Annotated in this window: 20 protein-coding genes; 11 read left to right on the top strand and 9 right to left on the bottom strand. The window is 64.3% G+C overall.

Features of this window, described 5'->3' with window-relative positions:
• Positions 1-96: 96 nt before the first annotated feature.
• The 8 genes from AC0NIL_RS05480 to AC0NIL_RS05515 all read right to left on the bottom strand — a co-directional run bounded on the left by AC0NIL_RS05480 (position 97) and on the right by AC0NIL_RS05515 (position 6326).
• Complete coding sequence (locus tag AC0NIL_RS05480) at positions 97-441, bottom strand: cupin domain-containing protein (RefSeq protein ID WP_473572869.1); 345 nt, start codon at positions 439-441, stop codon at positions 97-99.
• A 23-nt stretch (positions 442-464) separates the two neighbouring features.
• Positions 465-806, bottom strand: coding sequence for a cupin domain-containing protein (locus AC0NIL_RS05485; protein ID WP_473572870.1), 342 nt, complete (start codon positions 804-806; stop codon positions 465-467).
• Between the two features lie 17 nt (positions 807-823).
• Positions 824-1174 (bottom strand): cupin domain-containing protein, encoded by a 351-nt coding sequence (locus AC0NIL_RS05490; protein WP_473572871.1) that lies wholly within the window; start codon positions 1172-1174, stop codon positions 824-826.
• Positions 1171-2445 carry a glycosyltransferase gene (locus tag AC0NIL_RS05495; RefSeq protein WP_013528942.1) on the bottom strand — a complete coding sequence of 425 codons (1275 nt, stop codon included), beginning with the start codon at positions 2443-2445 and terminating at the stop codon, positions 1171-1173. Before AC0NIL_RS05495 ends, AC0NIL_RS05490 begins: the two co-directional genes overlap by 4 nt.
• 13 nt (positions 2446-2458) lie before the next feature.
• Positions 2459-3532: an ABC transporter ATP-binding protein gene (locus AC0NIL_RS05500; protein WP_013528943.1), complete on the bottom strand. Its 1074-nt coding sequence runs from the start codon at positions 3530-3532 to the stop codon at positions 2459-2461.
• Positions 3529-4323, bottom strand: a complete 795-nt coding sequence (locus AC0NIL_RS05505; protein WP_013528944.1) for an ABC transporter permease — start codon at positions 4321-4323, stop codon at positions 3529-3531. Before AC0NIL_RS05505 ends, AC0NIL_RS05500 begins: the two co-directional genes overlap by 4 nt.
• Positions 4316-5158 carry an ABC transporter permease gene (locus tag AC0NIL_RS05510; RefSeq protein WP_013528945.1) on the bottom strand — a complete coding sequence of 281 codons (843 nt, stop codon included), beginning with the start codon at positions 5156-5158 and terminating at the stop codon, positions 4316-4318. The genes AC0NIL_RS05505 and AC0NIL_RS05510 overlap by 8 nt, the downstream gene beginning before the upstream one ends.
• A 103-nt stretch (positions 5159-5261) precedes the next feature.
• Positions 5262-6326: a polyamine ABC transporter substrate-binding protein gene (locus tag AC0NIL_RS05515; RefSeq protein ID WP_063169495.1), complete on the bottom strand. Its 1065-nt coding sequence runs from the start codon at positions 6324-6326 to the stop codon at positions 5262-5264.
• A 238-nt stretch (positions 6327-6564) separates the two neighbouring features.
• Between AC0NIL_RS05515 and AC0NIL_RS05520 the strand changes: the two genes are divergently transcribed.
• The 4 genes from AC0NIL_RS05520 to AC0NIL_RS05535 are packed head-to-tail and all read left to right on the top strand — an operon-like array spanning position 6565 to position 11487.
• Positions 6565-7503 (top strand): GntR family transcriptional regulator, encoded by a 939-nt coding sequence (locus tag AC0NIL_RS05520; RefSeq protein ID WP_127367740.1) that lies wholly within the window; start codon positions 6565-6567, stop codon positions 7501-7503.
• Positions 7504-7513: 10 nt separating this feature from the next.
• Positions 7514-8797, top strand: coding sequence for a nucleotide disphospho-sugar-binding domain-containing protein (locus tag AC0NIL_RS05525; RefSeq protein ID WP_473572874.1), 1284 nt, complete (start codon positions 7514-7516; stop codon positions 8795-8797).
• A 6-nt stretch (positions 8798-8803) separates the two neighbouring features.
• Entirely contained in the window at positions 8804-10183 is a 1380-nt protein-coding gene (locus AC0NIL_RS05530; RefSeq protein ID WP_473572875.1) for a glutamine synthetase family protein, read from the top strand.
• Positions 10184-10185: 2 nt separating this feature from the next.
• Complete coding sequence (locus AC0NIL_RS05535) at positions 10186-11487, top strand: NAD(P)/FAD-dependent oxidoreductase (protein WP_473572877.1); 1302 nt, start codon at positions 10186-10188, stop codon at positions 11485-11487.
• A 238-nt stretch (positions 11488-11725) separates the two neighbouring features.
• On the opposite strand, the gene AC0NIL_RS05540 is transcribed toward AC0NIL_RS05535, so the two are convergent.
• Positions 11726-12496: an IclR family transcriptional regulator domain-containing protein gene (locus AC0NIL_RS05540; RefSeq protein ID WP_127366787.1), complete on the bottom strand. Its 771-nt coding sequence runs from the start codon at positions 12494-12496 to the stop codon at positions 11726-11728.
• Between the two features lie 121 nt (positions 12497-12617).
• Here AC0NIL_RS05540 and AC0NIL_RS05545 point away from each other — a divergent pair, with 121 nt between their 5' ends.
• The 7 genes from AC0NIL_RS05545 to AC0NIL_RS05575 all read left to right on the top strand — a co-directional run bounded on the left by AC0NIL_RS05545 (position 12618) and on the right by AC0NIL_RS05575 (position 20398).
• Positions 12618-13475 carry a CoA transferase subunit A gene (locus AC0NIL_RS05545; RefSeq protein WP_063173322.1) on the top strand — a complete coding sequence of 286 codons (858 nt, stop codon included), beginning with the start codon at positions 12618-12620 and terminating at the stop codon, positions 13473-13475.
• Positions 13472-14272 carry a CoA-transferase subunit beta gene (locus AC0NIL_RS05550; protein WP_275953466.1) on the top strand — a complete coding sequence of 267 codons (801 nt, stop codon included), beginning with the start codon at positions 13472-13474 and terminating at the stop codon, positions 14270-14272. Before AC0NIL_RS05545 ends, AC0NIL_RS05550 begins: the two co-directional genes overlap by 4 nt.
• 1 nt (position 14273) lies before the next feature.
• Entirely contained in the window at positions 14274-15479 is a 1206-nt protein-coding gene (pcaF, locus tag AC0NIL_RS05555; RefSeq protein WP_275953467.1) for a 3-oxoadipyl-CoA thiolase, read from the top strand.
• A gap of 143 nt (positions 15480-15622) precedes the next feature.
• Positions 15623-16654 carry a BMP family protein gene (locus AC0NIL_RS05560; RefSeq protein ID WP_275953468.1) on the top strand — a complete coding sequence of 344 codons (1032 nt, stop codon included), beginning with the start codon at positions 15623-15625 and terminating at the stop codon, positions 16652-16654.
• A 236-nt stretch (positions 16655-16890) separates the two neighbouring features.
• Positions 16891-18402: an ABC transporter ATP-binding protein gene (locus AC0NIL_RS05565; protein WP_473572879.1), complete on the top strand. Its 1512-nt coding sequence runs from the start codon at positions 16891-16893 to the stop codon at positions 18400-18402.
• Positions 18402-19457: an ABC transporter permease gene (locus AC0NIL_RS05570; RefSeq protein ID WP_024504732.1), complete on the top strand. Its 1056-nt coding sequence runs from the start codon at positions 18402-18404 to the stop codon at positions 19455-19457. The genes AC0NIL_RS05565 and AC0NIL_RS05570 overlap by 1 nt, the downstream gene beginning before the upstream one ends.
• The gene (locus AC0NIL_RS05575; RefSeq protein WP_473572880.1) at positions 19454-20398 is read left to right on the top strand and encodes an ABC transporter permease; all 945 of its coding nucleotides are present in this window, start codon (positions 19454-19456) and stop codon (positions 20396-20398) included. Before AC0NIL_RS05570 ends, AC0NIL_RS05575 begins: the two co-directional genes overlap by 4 nt.
• The last annotated feature ends 24 nt before the right edge of the window (positions 20399-20422 follow it).

The following is a 20422-nucleotide window of genomic DNA, read 5'->3' on the forward strand; positions in this document are numbered from 1 at the left end:
TTCGAGAACCGGAGCGCAGCGGACATTTAGTCCGTGAGCACCGGAAGCGCAGAAAGCCGCGTCAGGTGTCCGGCAGGGCAGAATTATCGAGAAGGCTCAGCGGATCATGTAGACCTTCTTGATTGTCTCATGGACGGTGCAGACGCCCTTCCAGTCCTGCGGGAAGAACGCTGCCGTATCCGGCTCGATCTCGATGACCTCGCCGGATTCATGCACATAGGTGCAGCGCCCTTCGAGGAAGTGGCAGAACTCGTCGCGGGTGACATGGCAGTGCCATTTGCCCGGAGTGCATACCCAAAGCCCGCATTCGGAGCGGCCTTCCGGCCCCTTGTACAGCAGCTTGCCCGAGGTATGGGATTGGCCCTCGATCATGGTCGGGATGACGCCCCAGTCGACGAGGTCGGTAATGCTAAGCGGGGATTTCATGATGGGGGTTGTCATATCGATTCCTTGGAAATGGGTGCTCAGCGGCACATGAAGGCCTTGGTCAGCGTTTGCGTGATGATGGAGATGCCGGTCCAGCCGGCGGGGAAGAATACCAGCGTGCCGGCCTCGACCGCGATCTCCTCGCCGTCGTCATGGACATAGCTGCCGCGTCCCGACAGGAAGTGGCAGAATTCGTCGGCGCCAAAGGTGACCTTGCGCGTGCCCGGCGTGCACGCCCACAGGCCGCATTCGCTCGATCCGTCCGGGTTCTGCGCCAGGATCTTGCCCGAAGCGCGCGGCGAACCGGCGAGCGTGTGGCTGCCCGCGCCCCAGTCTTCCAATTTCACGGCCGAAGCCTTCGGCCAGTGCGGTGTCGACATGTCATCAAGCTCCGTGGTCACGCCAGCATGTAGACGTTGCGCATCGTCTCATGCACGGTGCATTCGCCGCTCCAGCCGGCAGGGAACATGACCACGGTGCCGGTGGAGACTTCTATCACCTCACCGACATCCGACCGGTAGGTCGCGCGGCCGGCGACGAAATGGCACAATTCGTCGCGCGGGATACTGAGGCGCCAGCGGCCTGGCGTGCAGACCCAGATGCCGGATTCCGGCTGGTTGTTTGGCCCTTTGTGCACGAGCCTGCCGGTGGAGCGCGAAGCGCCGTCCAGCGCGTCAGGTTGGACGCCCCAGTCGACGAGGTCGGTTCGGGTGGAGGCCTGGTGGAGGTGTGGGGCGGAGGAGGTCACAGCAACCCCTCCAGCAATCCTGCCGCCTTCTCCGGGCCATTCTGCGCGTGCATCTGCGCCGATGTCTTCGCCAGCTTGGCTTTCATCGCCGGGTCGGTCAGGCAGGTCTCGATCCTGGCAACCAGCTCGGCATCGGTCCAGTCGTAGCGCGGCATGCCGAAGCCGTGGCCAGTTTCCTCGACGCGGGTGGCGTTGTCGTGGCCGTCCCAGACATAGGGCATGATGATGGCCGGTTTGCCGAAATAGAGGCACTCGGTGAACGAGTTGTTGCCGCCATGGTGGATGACGGCATCGACCTGCGGGATGACCGAGGGCTGCGGAAACCAGCTGTCGACAATGACGTTGCCGGGCACGTCCGTGTACTGGTCCTTGTAGCCGCCGACATTGACCAGAGCCCTGTAGCGCGTCTTGCCCAATGTCGCGATGATGCGCTTCAGCAGCTCGACATCGCCGGCGCCCAGGCTGCCGAAGGAGACGTAGAGCAGCGGCCCGTCATTGTTCCTGGAGAAGGTCGGCACCGTGTACGGCTTTTCGTGCCGCACGCAGCCTTCGAGATACTGGAATTTTGCCGGGTCGAGCGGATGGCGGCGCTTGAATTTTGCCGCCTCGGGGTAGAGCAGCAGGTTCAAATGGGGCGAGGCTTCGAAGAACTGGCCGACCGGATAGGGCGCCTCGTGGTTGGCGGTGAGAAAGCCGTTGAAGTCGTCATGGATCGGCTTGATCACCGCATTGAAGTGGTCGCGGTAGCGCTGGTGGCCGGCATGGTCGTTCTCGCCGCAGCCGGAGAGATGGGGCGGGATGTCCTCGTCCTCGATCTCGTTTTCCGAGCAGGAGATGACGCGCACCCACGGCTTGCCGTACTGCTTGATGGCCGGGAACAGGATGACGTTGTCGACGCAGATCACATCCGGCTTGATGGCTGAGAGAACGCGCGGCAGATCCTTCTGCGCCCATTTGGCGCTGTCGACGATCGCCGTCCAGCAATCCTTGACGTAGTTGTCGACCTGGTCGTAGGGCGATTTGCGGAAGTTCGGGATATGGCCGTTGATGAAATCTTCCCAGAATTTCGCCATCTGCTCGGGCGGCATCGGCTCCGACAGGTTCACCGGATGCGCCTCGAAGCCGTAGCCCTTGTAGACATCGACGAAGCCGGGGTCGGACAGGAACACCGCCTTGTGGCCGCGCGCTTCGACTGCCTGGGCGATGCCGACGGAATTGAGCGCCGGGCCGTAGGCGGCTTCTGGAAAAAACGCGATCGTCTTCTGCGCCATCAGGCTTCTCCTGTCATTCTGCGAAAATTCTGACATCGGCGGCATCCCAGCCGAGTTCGACCTGGTCGCCCGACGAGACCGGCCGGCGGTCGGCGGCATCTGCGGTGACGCGCACCAGGAACGGCTTTGGCGACAGGGGCGTGCGGACATGCAGCTGCAGGTCAAGCCCGTGATAGGCCAGCGCGTCGACCGTGCCGGTGATGCGGTTGGCGGTTTCCACCGATGGGAATAGCCGGATGCGCTCAGGGCGCACCGAAGCGACAGCGGATGCGCCGGGCGAGAGCGTTGCCGGAACCTTGCCTGATATGCGTGCGCCATTCGTGGCCACAACGCCATCGGCGGCGGCTTGGCCCGGCACGAAATTCATCACGCCGATGAAGTCGGCGACGAAGCGATCGGCGGGGTGTTCGTAGATCGCGTGCGGCGTGTCGCATTGCAGCAATCTGCCGTCTTTCAGCACCGCCATGCGGTCGGCCATGACGAGCGATTCCTCCTGGTCATGGGTGACGATGACGAAGGTGATGCCGACCTCGTGCTGCAGGCGCTTCAATTCCAGCTGCATGGCGCCGCGCAGTTTCTTGTCGAGCGCGCCGAGCGGCTCGTCGAGCAGCAGCAGGCGAGGCCGCTTGACCAGCGCGCGGGCAAGCGCGACGCGCTGCTTCTGGCCGCCCGACAATTGCTCCGGCTTGCGGTCGGCGAAGGGGACGAGCTCGGTCGTCGCCAGGATGGCATCGACGCGGGAGCGGATTTCAGCTGCCGGCAAACGTTCCATCTCCAGGCCGTAGGAGACATTGGCGCGAACGCTCATATGCGGAAACAGCGCATAGGATTGGAACATGAGATTGACCGGCCGCTTGTTGGGCGGGGTTTTGGCGATGTCGCGTCCGTCGAGCAGGATGCGCCCGTCATTGGGCGTCTCGAAACCGGCCAGCATGCGCAAGAGCGTGGTCTTGCCGCAGCCGGACGGGCCGAGCAAAGCGAAGAACTCGTTCTCGCGGATGTCGAGCGAGATGCCGTCGACAGCCGTCACCCTGCCGAAATTCTTCGACACATGATCGATGGCCAGCAGAGTGCGGGGTTCGCTCATTGGCCGATGATCCCACGGTTGAGCCGCTGCGACAGGGTCAGCGCGGTGATCGAGACCGCCATGACGATGGTCGCCAGCGCGTTGATCTCCGGCGTGATGCCGAAGCGGATCATGGCGTAGATCTGCATCGGCAGCGTCGTCGAGGCGCGGCCGGCGCCAGCGGTGAAGAAGGCGATGATGAACTCGTCGACCGAGAGCGTGAAGGCGAGCAGCGCCCCTGCAATCACCGCCGGCGCGATGACCGGCAATGTCACCCGCCGGAAGGTGGTGAGCGCTGAGGCGCCGAGATCGGCGGAGGCCTCGACGATCGACCAGTCGAAACTCTTCAGCCGCGCGCGCACCACCGAGCAGACGAAGGCGAGGTTGAAGACGACATGGGCGAGGATGATGGTGTGCAGGCCCATCGTCAGGTTGAGCATGGAGAAGAACGAGAGCAGCGCGATCGCCAGCACGATGTCGGGAATGATCATCGGTGCGAAAATCAGCGCTTCGAGGGCCTTGCCGTATTGCCGGCGCATCTCGATGCCGATCGCCAGCAGCGTGCCGAGCAGAGTGGCGATCGCGGTCGAGACCAGCGCCACGATCAGCGTGTTGAGGGCCGCGGACAGGATCGCCGAATTGCCGGCCAGCGAGGCGTACCATTTCAGGGAGAAGCCCGACCACGCTGTCGGCAGCCCGCCTTCGTTGAAAGACAGCGCCACCAGCACGGCGATCGGGATGTAGAGGAAGGCGAAGACGAGGCTGAGCACGAACCAGAGCGTACGCCGCGTGCCGGGAGAGCGCTCAGCCATCGGTGTTACCGCCGGCTTGCGTGACGTGACCCGAGGCGCGATTGGCGGCCAGCGCTTGCGCCGTCAGTACCAGAAGCATGATGGCAATCAGCGCCATCGCCAGTGCCGCCCCGAAAGGCCAGTCGTTGGCGGTCAGGAACTGGTCGTAGACGAGGTTGCCGATCATCTGGAAGCGGCCGCCGCCGAGCAGCGCGGGCGTGACGAAATTACCGATCGACAGCACGAAGACGAAGACCGCGCCGGCGGCGATGCCCGGTACGGTCAGCGGCAGGACGACACGACGGAACGTGGTGGCTGCCGAAGCGCCGAGATCACGCGAGGCCTCGGCGAGTTCCGGGTTGAGACGCGACAACGGTGCGTAGCAGGCGAGGATGACGAAGGGCAGGTAGTTATAGACCAGGCCGGCGATGACGGCGCCTTCGGTGTAGAGCATCGACGGCGGCTCGCCGGTGTAGCCGAACCAGCGCAGCAGCTGGGTAATCAGGCCTTCGCGGTTGAGCAGCACGATCCAGGCATAGGTGCGGATCAGATAGTTGGACCAGAACGGCAGCACGGCGAAGAACAGGAACACTGGCTGCCACCGGCGCGGTGCCGCCGATATCGCGTAGGCGGCAGCATAGCCGATCACCACCGCGATCAGGGTCGCGGTGCCGGCGATGCGCGCCGAATTGAGGAAGATGCCGGCATAGAGCGGGTCGAAGACCAGGCCGAAATTCTCCAGCGTGAAGGTGTATTCGATGCCGCCATAGATGCCACGCCGGAAGAAGGCGAGCGCCAGTACCAGCGCGCACGGCACCACCATCAAGGCCGCGAGCCAGGCCAGCGCCGGGGCCATCAGCAAGGAGGAACGAAGTCTGGTTGAGGACACGATTGGGTACCGCATTCAGCGGCCGACGGCGGAAACCCGCCGTCGGCCGTGGTCTCTGATGTGCCGCCGCTTACTGCGCAGCCTTGATCTCGCTGACGATCTTCGAATAGTCGCGCTGGGCGTCGCCGACGTCACGCAACTGCTCGAATTTGACGAGATCGGCCACCGGCATCGCCATGTTGGGGAATTTTGCCAGAAAATCGGCCGGCAGGCTCTCCATGGCCGGCTTGTTCGGCACCTTGTAGTCGATGTTCTGCGCCGCCCAGGCGTGGTTCTTGGCGTCGAGCATGAAGTTGATGAACTGGAAGGCGGCGTCCTTGTTGGCGGAGGCCTTCATCACCACCATCGTGTCGACCCAGAGGTCCGAACCTTCCTTGGGAATGACGTATTTGATCTCCGGCTTTTCGGCGATGCCGTAATTGCACCAGCCGTCCCAGGCCTGCACCATCAGTGCCTCGCCGGACACCAGCTTGGAATAGAAGGTGGTGTCGTCATAGGCGAGCAGGGTCTTCTTGGCCGAGATCAGCAGATCCTTGACCTCGGCCATCTTGGCCGGGTCGGTTTCGTTGACCGAATAGCCCTTGTCGAGCTGGCCGGCGGCCAGCAGCCAGCGGTCGGTCGCCAGCATGGTGGTCTTGCCCTTCAATTCGTCGGAGGGCGCGAGCAGGTCGCTCCAGCTGGCCGGTGCGACCTTCATCAGATCCGAGCGATAGCAGAGGCCGGTGGTGCCCCAGGTGTAGGGCACCGAGAAGGCATTGCCGACATCGTGCGGCAGCTTGGCTGCTTCCGGATAGAGGTTGGCGAGGTTGGGGATCTTGGCGTGGTCGATCGGCTCGGTCAGGCCGAGCTTGTTCAGCACCTCGGCGAAGGGTGAGGAGACAAAGACCACGTCATAGCCCTTGCCGCCGGCGGCGATCAGCTTGCCCATGATCTCTTCATTGGTGGCATGCACCACCACTTCGCCCGAAACGCCGGTTGCGGTCTTGAAGGCGGCCATGGCGTCGGGTGCCATGTAGCCGTCCCAGTTGGAAATGACGAGGTCGGCAGCCGTCGCCGGCGCGGACAGCGCCAAGGCCAGGCCAAGTGCGATCGAAGATGTTTTCAGCGCACGGCGCCGCAGGCTGGTAGCGGTCATGACAGACTCCCATTCGGTTGATCGTCGAATTTCATTCGCCGGACCAACGCTTGCGACCCTTGCCGCTGCCTCGATCCTGTTCCCTCGGTCTTTTTCTCGCCGATTGTGTTGACAGTACTATTGCAGAAAAAAGTACGTCAATCCATAATTTGTCAAACGACCGAGGAAACTGGCCGATTGCGTCCGTTCGGGCGATCGGTCAAAGCAATGCGGTCATCCGTTTTCCGCTGGACCAGCCATGCAAGCCGCAGCCAGACGACCCCGCACCAACCATCTTGATCTGGCGCAGCGCATCCTGGATGTGGCGCGCCAGCGCGGCTTCGAGCCCGGCGCACGCTTGCCCGAGCAGCAGATCGCGTCGCTGTGCAATGTCTCGCGCACGCCGGTGCGGGCGGCACTCGGTCTGCTCGCGGAACGGGGCGTCGTGCGCTGGGAGGCGGAGTCCGGTTATCATCTGGCCATCGACCTCACCGCGCAGGCTTCGGTCGCCACGGAATTGCCCGCTGCCGAGGAGGACGAGTTGGCCGAGGCGATCCTGCGCGACCGCTCGGCGCGGCGACTGGACCAGACGGTGACCGTCGCGGGATTGATGCGGCGCTACAGTGCCGAGCGCAAGACGGTATTAAAAGCGTTGAACAAACTGACCGAAGAGAATCTGCTGGATCGCGCGCCTGGCCAGTCCTGGCTGTTTCGGCGCACGCCCGACGATCCGGAAGCGCAAGGCGACAGCTACGAGTTCCGCTTGCTGCTCGAGCCCGCGGCCATCCTGACGCCCGGCTTCAGGCTGGACGGCGCGCGGGCGGCGACGTTGCGCCAGGCTATGGAAGCGCTGGTGACGTTGCCGGACGCCGCCTTCGACACACGCGAGTTCCAGCGGCTGGACATCGATTTTCACGGCATGCTCGCCGAGGGCAGCGCCAACCGCTTCATCGCCGACGCGCTCGCCGATCACCTCAGGCTGCGGCGGCTGCCGGGCATCTATGCCGGCATCAACGTCTTCCGATTGCGGCAATCGCTGCGCGAACACCTTGTCATACTCGACCATCTTGAAAGCCTGCAGTATGAGGTGGCTGCCGATCTGCTTCGCATTCATCTGCGGCTCTCCCGCAACCAGCGACCGCAAGCGGCCAGCCGCGGGGCTCCCGCGCTGTTCGGCACGATCAGCCGGCCGGAATGACGAGGATTAATTGACGCGTAAAGCCAGCCCGACCATCGCGCTGTTTCCCGAAGCAAGCTTCGGCGCGGCGTTGAATTGCGTCGGCATCGCGCAGGCTCTGCGTGCGAAAGGCGCCCGGCCCGTCTTCATCTGCCATGCCGGTTTCTCCGGCGTCTTTGCCGATTATGGTTTCCAGGAATACCAGCTGCCAACCGACGAGCCGCTGAGCGAGAGCCAACGCCAGAGCTACTGGCAGGCTTTCGTGCGCCGGCACCTGCCGCATTTCAGGCTGAGCCCGATCGACCAGCTTGAGACCTATGTCGCTCCGACCTGGCAGGCCATCGTCGACACCGCGGTCAATGCCGAGGCGCCGCTGCGCCAATTGCTGGCACGGCTCAAGCCGGATGCCGTGGTGCTCGACAATGTCATCATGTTCCCGGCGATCGCCGCCGCCGGCTGTCCGTGGGTGCGCGTCGTCTCCTGCGCCGAGACCGAGCTGCCGGACGCCAATGTGCCGCCCTATCTGTCGGGGCTTGGCGTGGACGACCCGCAACGCGCGGCGTTCGAGGCCAGGTATCTGGCGGCTTGCGCGCCGGCGCATGACCGCTTCAACCGCTTTCGGGCGGATGCCGGACTGGGGCCGCTGCCGAAGGGTCAGTTCCTCGAGACGTCGCCCGATCTCAACCTGCTGCTGACGCCGACGATCGTGCGCCGCGAGCGTGCCGAGCCGCTCGACCCCGCGCGCTTCGTCTATCTCGAGGGCTGCGTGCGTTCTGAAGGGCCGTTCGAGGTGCCGGTGTTCCCGCGCAATGGCGGGCCGCTGGTCTATGTCAGCTTCGGCAGCCTGGGTGCCATGGATGTCGGCCTGATCGAGCGCATGCTGGTGGTGTTCGACAGGCTGCCGGCGCGCTTCATCGTCAATGCCGGCGGCCTGCGCGACGCTTACCGCGCGGTGCCGGACAATGTCTATCTCGACGCCTGGTTTCCGCAGCCCTCGGTGGTGGCGAAGTCGGATCTGTTCATCCATCACGGCGGCAACAACAGTTTTTGCGAAGCGCTGCGCTTCGGCGTGCCGTCGCTGATCATGCCCTATTGCTGGGATGGACACGACAACGCGCAACGCGCCGAAGAGACCGGCACCGGCGACCATATCGGCCGTGACGGCTGGACCGAAGGAGTGTTGGAGAAAGCCATTCTCGGCCTGCTGGCCGACGATGCCATGCGCGCCCGCCTCAAGCACAATGCAGCCCAAATGGCGCTGAAACCCGGAACGGATGCGGCCGCGCAAGCCATACTCTCTCTGATACGGATTTGAACGAAAATGCCTGACAACAACAAGAACATCTCGCTCTCCAGCGGCAACGATGCCAAGGCCTGGCTGGCCCGGCACGGCATCAACGAAGTCGAGTGCCTGGTGCCCGACATGAACGGCGTCCTGCGCGGCAAGGCCTTGCCGACGGCCAAATTCCTCCAGGCGCTTGAAGACCGCGCGCTCTATCTGCCGAGCAGCGCTTTCCTGGTCAGCATCGACGGCCGCTATTCCGGCTCGATCGACGAGGGTTTTGCCTATTCGGATCCGGACATGCGCATGGTGCCTGATGTATCGACGCTCTGCCTGGCGCCGGGTGCCGCTCCCGGCAAGGCCTATGTCTTTGCCGATGCCTTCCATATGGACGACCGGCCCTGGATGGCCTCGCCGCGCCATGTGCTGCGCGCCGTGCTCGACCTCTACGCCAAGCGCGGCTGGCGGGCAGTGGTGGCGCCCGAGGTGGAATTCTATCTCACCGCGCCCAATCCGGATCCCGACCGTCCGCTGACCGCCCCGGTCGGCGCCAATGGCCGCGCCGAGACCGTGCAGCATCCCTACGATATGGCCGGGCTCGAGGAGTTCGAGCCGGTGATCCGCCGCATTTACGATTATGCGGCGGCGGCCGGCCTGCCGCTCGACACGTTGATCCATGAGTCGGGAACCGCGCAGTTGGAGATCAACTTCCTGCATGGCGATGCGCTGCCGCTGGCCGACAAGGTGCTGCTGTTCAAGCGGCTGACGCGCCAGGCCGCGCAGCAAAGCGGCATGCACGCCACCTTCATGGCCAAGCCGATCGCCGCACAGGCCGGCAGCTCGATGCATCTGCACATGTCGGTCATCGACGAGGCCGGCAGGACTTTGTTTGCCGGCAGCGACGATGCCGACACCGCAATGTTCGGCCACTTCATCGGCGGCCTGCAGAAATATGTCCCCGAAATCATGCCGCTGTTCGCGCCCAACGTGAACTCGTTCCGCCGCATCAGGCCGAACCACAGCGCGCCGGCCAACATCGAATGGTCGCATGACAACCGCTCCTGCGGCCTGCGCGTGCCGGCCGGCGGCCGCGCGGCGCGGCGGGTGGAGAACCGGCTTCCGGGTGCGGATTCCAATCCTTACCTGGCGATCGCCGGCTCGCTGCTTGCCGGCTATCTCGGCGTCGAGCAGAAACTGGCGCGCTCGCCCGAGGCGTCGGGCAATGCCTACAAGATCAAGAGCACGCTGCCGAAGACGATGGAGGAGGCGCTCGATCGTTTCGAGGCTTGCGGCCCGGTGCGGGAACTGCTCGGCGAGGATTTCTTCCAGACTTATCTGCGCGTAAAGAGCGTCGAGCTCGACCTGTTCCAGGGCGTGGTGACGAGCTGGGAACGCGACCACCTTCTGCTGAAGGTGTGATCATGGCTTCCAGTTCAACGGGCTTCAATTCGGGCCTCGATATCGCAAAATCCTATTATGTCGCCACCGCCAATCCGGCGCCGGACCATCCGGCGCTGGTCGGCGACGTCGACACCGACCTGGTTGTCGTCGGCGGCGGCTGCACCGGCCTGTCGGCCGCCCTTCACGCCGCCGAGCGCGGGTTGAAGGTGGTGCTGCTCGAAGGCGGCAAGATCGGCTGGGGCGCATCGGGCCGCAATGGCGGCCAGATGATCCCCGGCTTGCGCAAGGGCGCCAAGGGCCTGGTCAAGCTCTACGGGCCGGAGCGGGCAAAGGTGCTGTTCGATCTTGCGTTCGAGGCGCGCGGGCTGGTGCTCGACATCATCGAGCGCCATGCCATCGATTGCGATCTCAAGCTGACCGGTCATCTGGTCGGCGCGGTCAACGGTTCCGACCTCAAGGATCTCGAGGAAGAGGCCAAGTGCCTTGAAAGCGTGATGAAATTCCGCGATGTCGAGATCCTGTCGGCGGCGCAGGCCCGAGCCAAGGTCGACACATTATATCATGGCGCGATGTATGAGCCGCTCGGCGGCCACATGCATCCGCTGAACTACACGCTCGGCCTTGCCCGCGCGGCGACTGCTGCCGGCGTCGTCATCCATGAGAATTCGGTGGCGGTGAAGCTGGAGCGTGAGCCTTCGATCCGGATCTCGACGGCAAAGGGATCGGTGCGTGCAAAACATGTCGTGCTGGCCGGTGACGCTCTGCTCGATGGGCTGGAGCCGCGCGTCAACAGCCGCATCATGCCGGTCGGCAACTACATCGTCGCCACCGAGCCGCTGGAGGGCAAGCGCAATGTCATCCCGGCCAATGTCGCGGTGTCCGACACACGCTTTGTCGTCAACTATTACCGGATGTCGGCGGACGGCCGGCTGCTGTTCGGCGGCGGCGAGCGCTACACGCCGTCACCGCCGGCCGATATCGCCGGCTTCGTGCGGCCGCATATGGAAGCCACCTTCCCGCAACTTCAGGGCTGCCGCATCGATCACGCCTGGGGCGGGCTGGTGTCGGTGACGACATCCAGGCTGCCGCATGTCGGGCACTATGGCGAAGTCTATTTCGCGCATGGCTATTCCGGCAAGGGCGTCATCCTGTCGACGTTGTCCGGCAAGCTCCTGGCCGAAGCGATCACCGGCGACGCCTCGCGGCTCGATTTGTTCTCGACGCTGACCCCGATGCCATTCCCCGGCGGCACGGCGCTGCGCGGTCCGCTCTATGTGCTGGGCATGCTGTGGTATGCCATGCGGGATCGCATCAAGCATTGAGGGTCGGCGGGGCGGCGGCGAATTGCAAAACGCCGCGATCCTTCGCGCCCCCCTCAGTCCTGCCGGACATCCCCCTCAAGGGGGGAGATTGGCAGATTGGTGGCTTCGCCCATTCCTGCGTCGTTGGAGATTGGCGAAAGCCGGCGTGACGTCCGATCTCCCCCCAAGAGGGGGGATGCCCGGCAGGGCAGAGGGGGGCGCTGTCCCGCCGACGGTGAAGGTTGTTGGAGAAGGCCTCTTAAACCACAAAAAAATCTTCAATCCGCTGCCTGGCCTCCAGCAACACCGGCAGAATCTCCCGTTCCATCTCCGCGACCGAAAACCGCGCCGACTGCGTCGAGACGTTGATGGCCGCGACCGTGCGTTCTGCGCGGTCGCGGATCGGCACGGCGATCGAGCGCAGGCCGAGTTCCAGTTCCTCGTCGACGATGGCAAAGCCGTCCGCTTTCGCCTTGCCGATGGCGTTGGCTAACAAACGCCTGTCGGTGATCGTCTTCGGCGTCCGTCTCTCGATCGTCGCCTGGCCGAGGAATGCGTCCAATTCCTGAGGCGTCAGACCGGCAAGCAGGATGCGTCCCATCGAGGTGCAATAGGCCGGCAGCCTGGTGCCGACATCGAGCGACACGCTGAGGATGCGGCGGCCGGGAATACGGGCGACATAGACGACATCGGCACCCGACAGGATCGCCGCCGAACAGGCCTCGTTCAGCTGTGCGGCGACAGCGCGCATGATGGGTGCGGCGAAGGCCCAGAGCGAGGCGCCGCCGAGCCAGGTGCGGGCGATCGTCAGCAAGCGTGGCGACAGCGAGAACACGCGGCCGGCTTGCGTTGCATAGCCGGTGGCGGTGAGCGTCAGCAGAAAGCGGCGGGCGCCGGCGCGGGTCAGGCCCGCTTCCTCGGCCATTTCGGTCAGCGTCATGCCCGAGGGATGCCGAGCCAGGATCTCCATGACGGCAAGGCCGCGCTCGAGCGAGCCGACATGATCACGGGAAGCGGCTTCTTCGTCCATCTCAACTCCGCGGGAACGGCATCGACGCCAGGATTGACTCCTCGCCCTCCCCCAGCGTAGAAAGTATCGCATATAAAACATATGTTCGCAATACGAACTTTTTGAACCCGGAGCCGATGCGATGGTCAAGTTCCTGCCGCTCAAACAGGCCGTTGCGGAGAATTTGAACGATGATGACACGGTCGCCTTCGAGGGTTTCACCCATCTGATCCCGACGGCGGCGGCGCATGAGGCGATCCGTCAGGGTTTTCGCGACCTGACCCTGGTCCGCATGACGCCGGACCTGATCTACGACCAGATGATCGGTATGGGCATGGCGAAGAAAATTGTCTTCTCCTATGTCGGCAATCCCGGCGTCGGCCTGCTGCGGCGCGCCCGCGACGCCATCGAGAACGGTTTCCCCAGATCGATCGAGATCGAGGAGCACAGCCATGCCGGCATGGCCAATGCCTATGAGGCGGGCGCGGCCGGTCTGCCCTGCGCGGTGTTTCGCGGCTATCGCGGTGCTGGCCTCGCGGCGGTCAATCCGAACATCAAGTCTGTCACCTGTCCGTTCACCGGCGAGGTGCTGGCGGCTGTTCCTTCGATCAGGCCTGACGTCACCTTCATCCATGCGCAGAAGGCCGACAGACAAGGCAATGTGCTGGTCGAAGGCATCATCGGCATCCAGAAGGAAGCGGTGCTGGCGGCCAAGCGAGCGGTGGTGACGGTGGAGGAAGTGGTCGATAATTTCGACGATCTGCACCCCAATCTGACCGTGCTGCCGCGCTGGACGATCGCGGCGATATCCGTCGTGCCAGGCGGCTCGCACCCGTCCTACGCACATGGCTATTATGCGCGTGACAATGCGGCCTATCTGGAATGGGACGAGATCGCCGCCGACCGTGACAAATTCCAGGCGTGGATGCAGGCCAATGTCTTGGAGAAGAGCGCCGGCGATTTCGCGGCCCGGGTCGAGCATTTGAGGAAAGCGGCATGAGCGACAATCCATTGGGTTTCACCCCCAACGAGATGATGACGATCGCTGCCAGCAGGGCGCTCAGGAATGACGATGTCTGCTTCGTCGGCATCGGCGCACCGTCCGCGGCCTGCAATGTGGCGCGGCTGACGCATGCGCCTGACATCACGCTGATCTACGAGAGCGGCACGATCGGCACCGCGCCCGACGTGCTGCCGCTGTCGATCGGCGATGGCGAATTGTGCGAGACCGCCGTCACCACCGTCGCGGTGCCGGAGATGTTCCGCTACTGGCTGCAGGGCGGCCGCATCTCGATCGGTTTTTTGGGGGCGGCGCAGCTCGACAAGTTCGGCAACATCAACACCACGGTCATCGGCGACTATTTCCATCCCAAGACCAGGCTGCCCGGCGGCGGCGGCGCGCCGGAGATCGCGACCTCGTCGAAGCAGATCTACATCACAATGGCGCAGACCAAGCGCGGCATGGTCGAGAAGATCGACTTCTTCACCTCCTTCGGCCATGGCGAGGGTGGCGATCATCGCAAGCGGCTTGGCATCGACACATCAGGTCCGACCTTGCTCATCACCGATCTCGCCATCTGGAAGCCGGATCCGGTGACCAAGGAATTCACCGTCGTGTCGTTGCATCCGGGCGTCACCCGCCAGCAGGTGCAGGAGAGCTGTGGCTGGGTGGTAAAGTTCGCGGAGGCGCTTGACGAAACACCGGCGCCAAGCGAACTCGAATTGAAGACATTGCGCGACCTGCAGGCCCGCACCAAGGCGGCGCATGAGGGAACCGGAAAAGCAAAGGCTGCATGACATGGCCGAGGCCTATATCTGCGACTACATCCGCACGCCGATCGGCCGCTTCGGTGGCTCGCTGTCTTCGGTGCGATCGGACGATCTTGGCGCGATACCGCTGAGGGCGCTGGCCGAGCGCAATCCGGGCATCGACTGGCAGGCGATCGACGATGTCGTCTATGGCTGCGCCAACCAGGCCGGCGAGGACAATCGCAACGTAGCGCGCATGGCGCTGCTGCTGGCCGGGCTGCCAAAGGAGGTCCCGGGCTCGACCGTCAATCGCCTGTGCGGCTCCGGCATGGATGCGCTGACCATTGCCGCCCGAGCCATCAAGGCCGGCGAGGCGGAGCTGATGATCGCGGGCGGCGTCGAATCGATGAGCCGGGCACCCTTCGTCATGCCCAAGGCCGACACGGCGTTCTCGCGCAATGCCGAGATTTACGACACCACCATCGGCTGGCGCTTCGTCAACCCGCTGATGAAGAAGCAGTATGGCGTCGATTCCATGCCGGAAACCGGCGAGAACGTCGCCGAGGATTTTTCGGTGTCGCGGGCCGACCAGGACGCCTTCGCAGTGCGCAGCCAGAACAAGGCCGTCGCCGCACAAGCCAATGGAAGATTGGCGAAGGAGATCACCCCAGTGACCATCCTGCAGCGCAAGGGCGATGCGCTCATTGTCAGCAAGGATGAACACCCCCGCGCAGGCTCAACGGTCGAGGCGCTGGCCAAGCTGCCGACGCCGTTCCGGCAGGGCGGCACGGTGACGGCCGGCAATGCTTCCGGCGTCAATGACGGCGCGGCGGCGCTGATCGTTGCCTCCGAGGCGGCGGTGAAAAAGTATGGGCTGACGCCGATCGCCCGCATCCTCGGCGTGGCTGCCGCCGGCGTGGCGCCGCGCATCATGGGCATCGGCCCGCTGCCGGCGACGCAAAAACTCTGCGCGCGGCTTGGCCTGACGCCAAAACAGTTCGACGTCATCGAGCTCAACGAGGCCTTTGCCTCGCAAGGCATCGCCGTGCTGCGCCAGCTCGGCATTGCCGAGGACGCCGAACACGTCAACCCGAATGGCGGCGCCATCGCGCTCGGCCATCCCCTGGGCATGTCGGGCGCCCGCATATCCGGCACGGCGGCGCTGGAGCTTCGCGAGCGCGGCGGCCGGTATGCGCTTGCCACCATGTGCATCGGCGTCGGCCAGGGCATCGCGATCGCACTGGAACGGGTCTGATCGGCAAGTCTCTCCGGCTGACTTCGAGAATCCGGTGCGGTCAAATTTGACCACGTGGACAAAAGTCCGGACCCGTTCCATAGTTCCTCGTCTGATTTTTAGAACAGCCGGCTCGACACGGCTGTCGAACAGAGGGGAATGCAATGGAAAACCGAAAGAACAGATTTCAATCCGCACGCGAAGGGCTTTCGCGACGCAATGTGCTGGAGTTGGGCGCGCTTGGCCTGGCTGCGGCAGTGCTGCCGGGTGCAGCCTTCGGCAAGGACAAGAAACTGAAGGTGGCGGCGATCTTCGCCACGCCGATCGAGGAGCCATGGGACAACCAGATCCATGTCGCCCTGCAGAAGGCCGAGAAGGAACTCGGCATCGAATACAAATGGTCGGAGAAGGTGCAGACCGCCGATTTCAGCCGCGTCATGCGCGAATACGCGCAAGGCGGCTACCAGCTGGTGCTGGGTGATGCCTTCGCCGCCGAGCGTGAATCGCGCCGCACCGCCAAGCAGTTCCCGAAGACCGCCTGGCTGTTCGGCTCCGGTGCTGGGCCCGCAGAACCGAATTTCGGCGTGTTCGACAACTGGATCCACGAGCCCGCCTATCTCTCCGGCATGATCGCCGGCAAGATGTCGAAGTCGGGCACGATCGGCGCCGTCGCGGCGATGGGCATTCCGGAAGTGAACCGGCTGGTCAACGCCTTCTTCGCCGGCGCCAAGGAGGTCAACCCGAACATCAAGAAGAAGGTCGCCTTCATCGGCTCGTTCTTCGATCCGCCCAAGGCCAAGGAAGCGGCGGTCGCGCAGATCGACGCCGGTGTCGACGTCATCTATGCCGAGCGCTTCGGTGTCATCGAAGCGGCGGTCGACAAGAAGATCCTTGCCATCTCCAACATGTCCGACCAATCGAGTCTCGGCCCGGATACGGTCATCACCGGCCCGGTCTGGGACATGTATCCGACGGTCGAACAGGCGATCAAGCTGGTCAAGGCCGGCGTCTTCACCGCGCAGGACTATGGCGACTTCTCGCGCATGGCCAAGGGCGGCTCGCATCTGGCGCCTTACCACAAGTTCGACAAGACGCTGCCGGCTGATGTGAAGGAGCTGGTCGAAAAGAAGAAAGCCGAGATCCTCGAAGGCAATTTCCGCGTCGACGTGGACGAGAACACGCCGGTTTCGGATTGAGTTCTGGTTTGAGGGGCTGGCGCTAGGCGCCCCCCTCTGTCCTGCCGGACATCTCCCCCTCAAGGAGGGAGATTAGCAGTTTCGGCGACGCGCTGTTCTTTCAAGAAAATTGGCGAAAGCCGATATGACATCCAATTTCCCCCTTGAGGGGGAGATGGCCGGCAGGCCAGAGGGGGGTGCAGCGTATTCCTCTCAATCAAAGCTGAATCGCAAAGCCCGTCCGTTCAGGAGCCCCCTTGTCCGCCCCCCTCATCGAAATGCGCGGCATCACCAAGAGCTTCGGCGTCGTCAAGGCGAACGAGGCCGTTGATCTCAGCGTCGCGCCCGGCGAAATCCTCGGGTTGCTGGGCGAGAACGGCGCCGGCAAGACGACGCTGATGAATGTGCTGTTCGGCGCCTATGCGCCCGACGCCGGCGAGATTCTCATCCAGGGCAGGCCGGTGCGGATCACAAGTTCCGCCGATGCGCTAGCCGCCGGCATCGGTATGGTGCACCAGCATTTTCATCTGGCGCCAAGGCTGACGGTGCTGGAGAACCTGCTGATAGGCATTCCCGGCAAGACAGGGCGGATCGACCGCGCCGGCGGGCTGGCGCGGCTGGCCGAGATCGGCCGCCAGCATGGGCTGACGCTTGATCCCGATCTTCCGGTCTCGGCGCTGTCGGTCGGCGAGCAGCAGCGGCTCGAAATCGTCAAGGCACTGTTTCGCGGCGCCAGGCTCTTGATCCTCGACGAGCCGACGGCGGTGCTGGCGCCGAGCGAGGTCGACGGGCTGTTTTCGGCGTTGCGGTCGATGGCGGCGCAAGGGCTCGGCATCATCTTCATCTCGCACAAGCTCAACGAGGTGCGGGCACTGACGCATCGCTGCACCGTGCTGCGGCATGGGCGCGTCGCCGGCCGCGTCGACGATCCCGCCAACACGACATCGTCCGCAATGGCGCAACTGATGTGCGGCCATGAGATCGTGCCGCCGGCGCGGGGACCATCGACGCCGGGTGCCGCTGTGCTCACCCTCAATGGCATTTCCACCTCGCGTCATTCGGGTACGGCGCTGCGCGACGTGTCGCTTGCCGTGCGTGCAGGCGAAATCCTCGGCATTGCCGGCGTGTCGGGCAATGGCCAGCGCGCGCTGGCGGAGGTCATCTCCGGCGTGCGCGTACCTGACGCCGGCCGGATGACGATCGCCGGCCAGAAAGTCTCACGCTTTTCGCCGCGCGAAGTGCAGGCGCTCGGTCTTGGCCGCATCCCGGAAGACCGTATGACGACGGGGCTGGTTACCAACCTGCCGCTTGCCGATTCGATGGTGTTGCCGCGCATCGGCACCGCGGCGTTCAGCAGCAAGGGCCTGCTCAAGCCGGATGCGATCCGCGCCTTCGCGGAAGAGCAGATCAAGGCCTATGATATCAGGTGCCCCGGGCCGATGACCCGCGCGGGAGCGCTGTCCGGCGGCAATCTGCAGAAGGCCCTTCTGGCGCGCGAACTCGCTTTCGACCCGAAGGTTCTGATCGTCTCGCAGCCGACGCGCGGCCTCGATATCGGCGCGGCGCGTTTCATCCACGAAAAGTTCCTCGACATGCGGGCCAAGGGCTGCGGCATCATCGTCATCGGCGAGGATCTGGAAGAGCTGCTGGTGCTCTGCGATCGCATCGCGGTGATGTATGAGGGCCGCATTGTCGGCACGCTCGACAGCGCCGATGCAACGATCGCACAGCTCGGCCTGATGATGACCGGGGCGGAGGGACACGCCTGATGTTTCGCCTGGAAGTCCGCACCTCGACGCCCGCCTGGTTCAACCTCGCTTTACCGCTGCTGGCTATCGGCGCGACGCTCGTCCTGTGCAGCGGTCTGATCGCGCTGGCCGGCGCCGGCGTGCTCAATGCGTATGGCGTGATGTTCACGGCCTCGCTGGGCGACAGCTATGCGATCACCGAAACGATGGTGCGCGCCGCGCCGATGATCTTCACCGGACTGGCGGTGGCGGTCGCCTTCCGGGCAAAATTCTGGAACATCGGCGCCGAGGGTCAATTGCTGGCCGGCGCGGTGGCCAGCTGCTTTGTCGGCGCCATCCCGATGCCGGGACCGCTCGCCATGGTGTTGATGGCGGTCGCAGGCGCTGCGGCCGGGGCCGCGGTCGCGCTGGTGCCGGCGACCCTCAGGGTAAAATTCAAGGTCGACGATGTCGTCAGTTCGCTGCTGCTCAACTCGGTCATCTACTACGCGCTGATGGCGCTGATCGAAGGACCGTGGAAGGACTCCTTCAGCGGCTATCCGATCTCGCCGCCGATAGAGGATTCGGCCAATTTCCCTGTGCTGATCGAAGGTACAAGGCTGCATCTCGGCGTTATCGTGGCGCTGCTGGCGGCACCGCTGATCTGGTTCCTGATCGTGCGCACCACGCTCGGCTTCAGGATAAGGGTCACCGGCGAAAACCCGGAAGCGGCCAGATATGGCGGCATCCATGTCGAGCGCGTGCTGATCTCGACAGCGCTGCTGTCCGGCGCGCTGGCCGGACTGGCCGGCGTCGGCGAGGTCGGCGGCGTGCATTTCCAGGTGATGAGCGACATCTCGCCGGGCTACGGCTATTCCGGCATCGTCGTTGCCATGCTGGCGCGGCTCAACCCGCTTGGCGTCGTGCCGGCGGCGATCTTCCTTGCCGCCGTGATGACCGGCGCCGAGGCGATGTCGCGGGCGACCGGCGTGCCGGCCTTCCTCAGCGATGTCATCCAGGGCACTGCACTGCTCGCCATGCTGGTGGCGCTGCTGTTCACCGCCTATCGCATCCGCCGCGTCGGGGTTGCCCGATGAGCGCGGTGTTCGAACAGATCTTCCAGGTCGGTTTTCTGGCCGCGATCATTCGTATCGCCACGCCGCTGGCTTTTGCAACGCTGGGCGAAATGTTCTCGGAACGGGCCGGCGTGCTCAATCTCGGCATCGAAGGCATCATGCTTTTGTCGGCGATGACAGGCTTCACCGCTGCCAGCCTCAGCGGCAGCCTGTGGCTCGGCGTGCTGGCGGCGGTGCTGACCGGCATGCTGATGGGTGCGCTGCATGCGTTGTTCACGGTGGTGCTCGGCCTCAGCCAGCATGTCTGCGGCATCGGCGTGACGCTGTTCTCGTCGGGCCTTGCCTATTTCCTCTACCGGCTGATCTTCGGCCAGCAGTCTGTGCCGCCCAACATCAATGGTTTTCAGACGCTGCCGATCCCGATCCTGGCCGACATTCCGGTGCTCGGGCCGGCGGTGTTCAACCAGTTCGCGCTGGTCTACATGGCGATCCTGGCCATTCCCTTGGCCGCTTTCATGCTCTACCGCACGCCATGGGGCCTGTCGGTGCGCATGGTCGGTGAAAATCCGCGTGCCGCGGATTCGGCCGGTGTCAGTGTCATCGCCACACGCTTTCAGGCGGTTGTCCTCGGCGGCGCGCTGATGGGGCTGGCCGGCGCCTTCCTGTCGATGGCGCAGTTCAACGCCTTCACCTTCGGCGTGGTGTCGGGGCGCGGCTGGGTGGCCATCGCGCTGGTCGTCTTCGGCCGCTGGGATCCATGGCGCTCGGCGGGTGCGGCACTTCTGTTCGCCTTCGTCGATGCCTTGCAGCTGCGCATGCAGGCGAGCGGGCTCGGACACATCCCCTACGAGGCGTTCCTGATGCTGCCGTTCATCTTCACCATCGTCGCCATGGCTGTGATGTCGCGCAACGCGGTGGCACCGTCGGCGCTGCTCAAGCCATTTAGACGGGAAGAGCGCTGACAGCCGGGCGGCTGTCGGCGTAGC

Source organism: Mesorhizobium sp. WSM1343, from assembly GCF_055901535.1.

What these genes read in the sequence shown, in the direction of transcription:
- AC0NIL_RS05570 (WP_024504732.1), top strand. Translation starts at nt 18,402, where the DNA reads ATGTTTCGCCTGGAAGTCCGCACCTCGACGCCCGCCTGGTTCAACCTC.
- pcaF (WP_275953467.1), top strand. Translation starts at nt 14,274, where the DNA reads ATGGCCGAGGCCTATATCTGCGACTACATCCGCACGCCGATCGGCCGC.
- AC0NIL_RS05500 (WP_013528943.1), bottom strand. Translation starts at nt 3,532, where the DNA reads ATGAGCGAACCCCGCACTCTGCTGGCCATCGATCATGTGTCGAAGAAT.
- AC0NIL_RS05535 (WP_473572877.1), top strand. Translation starts at nt 10,186, where the DNA reads ATGGCTTCCAGTTCAACGGGCTTCAATTCGGGCCTCGATATCGCAAAA.
- AC0NIL_RS05515 (WP_063169495.1), bottom strand. Translation starts at nt 6,326, where the DNA reads ATGACCGCTACCAGCCTGCGGCGCCGTGCGCTGAAAACATCTTCGATC.
- AC0NIL_RS05575 (WP_473572880.1), top strand. Translation starts at nt 19,454, where the DNA reads ATGAGCGCGGTGTTCGAACAGATCTTCCAGGTCGGTTTTCTGGCCGCG.
- AC0NIL_RS05520 (WP_127367740.1), top strand. Translation starts at nt 6,565, where the DNA reads ATGCAAGCCGCAGCCAGACGACCCCGCACCAACCATCTTGATCTGGCG.
- AC0NIL_RS05485 (WP_473572870.1), bottom strand. Translation starts at nt 806, where the DNA reads ATGTCGACACCGCACTGGCCGAAGGCTTCGGCCGTGAAATTGGAAGAC.
- AC0NIL_RS05530 (WP_473572875.1), top strand. Translation starts at nt 8,804, where the DNA reads ATGCCTGACAACAACAAGAACATCTCGCTCTCCAGCGGCAACGATGCC.
- AC0NIL_RS05540 (WP_127366787.1), bottom strand. Translation starts at nt 12,496, where the DNA reads ATGGACGAAGAAGCCGCTTCCCGTGATCATGTCGGCTCGCTCGAGCGC.
- AC0NIL_RS05550 (WP_275953466.1), top strand. Translation starts at nt 13,472, where the DNA reads ATGAGCGACAATCCATTGGGTTTCACCCCCAACGAGATGATGACGATC.
- AC0NIL_RS05560 (WP_275953468.1), top strand. Translation starts at nt 15,623, where the DNA reads ATGGAAAACCGAAAGAACAGATTTCAATCCGCACGCGAAGGGCTTTCG.
- AC0NIL_RS05505 (WP_013528944.1), bottom strand. Translation starts at nt 4,323, where the DNA reads ATGGCTGAGCGCTCTCCCGGCACGCGGCGTACGCTCTGGTTCGTGCTC.
- AC0NIL_RS05480 (WP_473572869.1), bottom strand. Translation starts at nt 441, where the DNA reads ATGACAACCCCCATCATGAAATCCCCGCTTAGCATTACCGACCTCGTC.
- AC0NIL_RS05510 (WP_013528945.1), bottom strand. Translation starts at nt 5,158, where the DNA reads ATGGCCCCGGCGCTGGCCTGGCTCGCGGCCTTGATGGTGGTGCCGTGC.
- AC0NIL_RS05545 (WP_063173322.1), top strand. Translation starts at nt 12,618, where the DNA reads ATGGTCAAGTTCCTGCCGCTCAAACAGGCCGTTGCGGAGAATTTGAAC.
- AC0NIL_RS05495 (WP_013528942.1), bottom strand. Translation starts at nt 2,445, where the DNA reads ATGGCGCAGAAGACGATCGCGTTTTTTCCAGAAGCCGCCTACGGCCCG.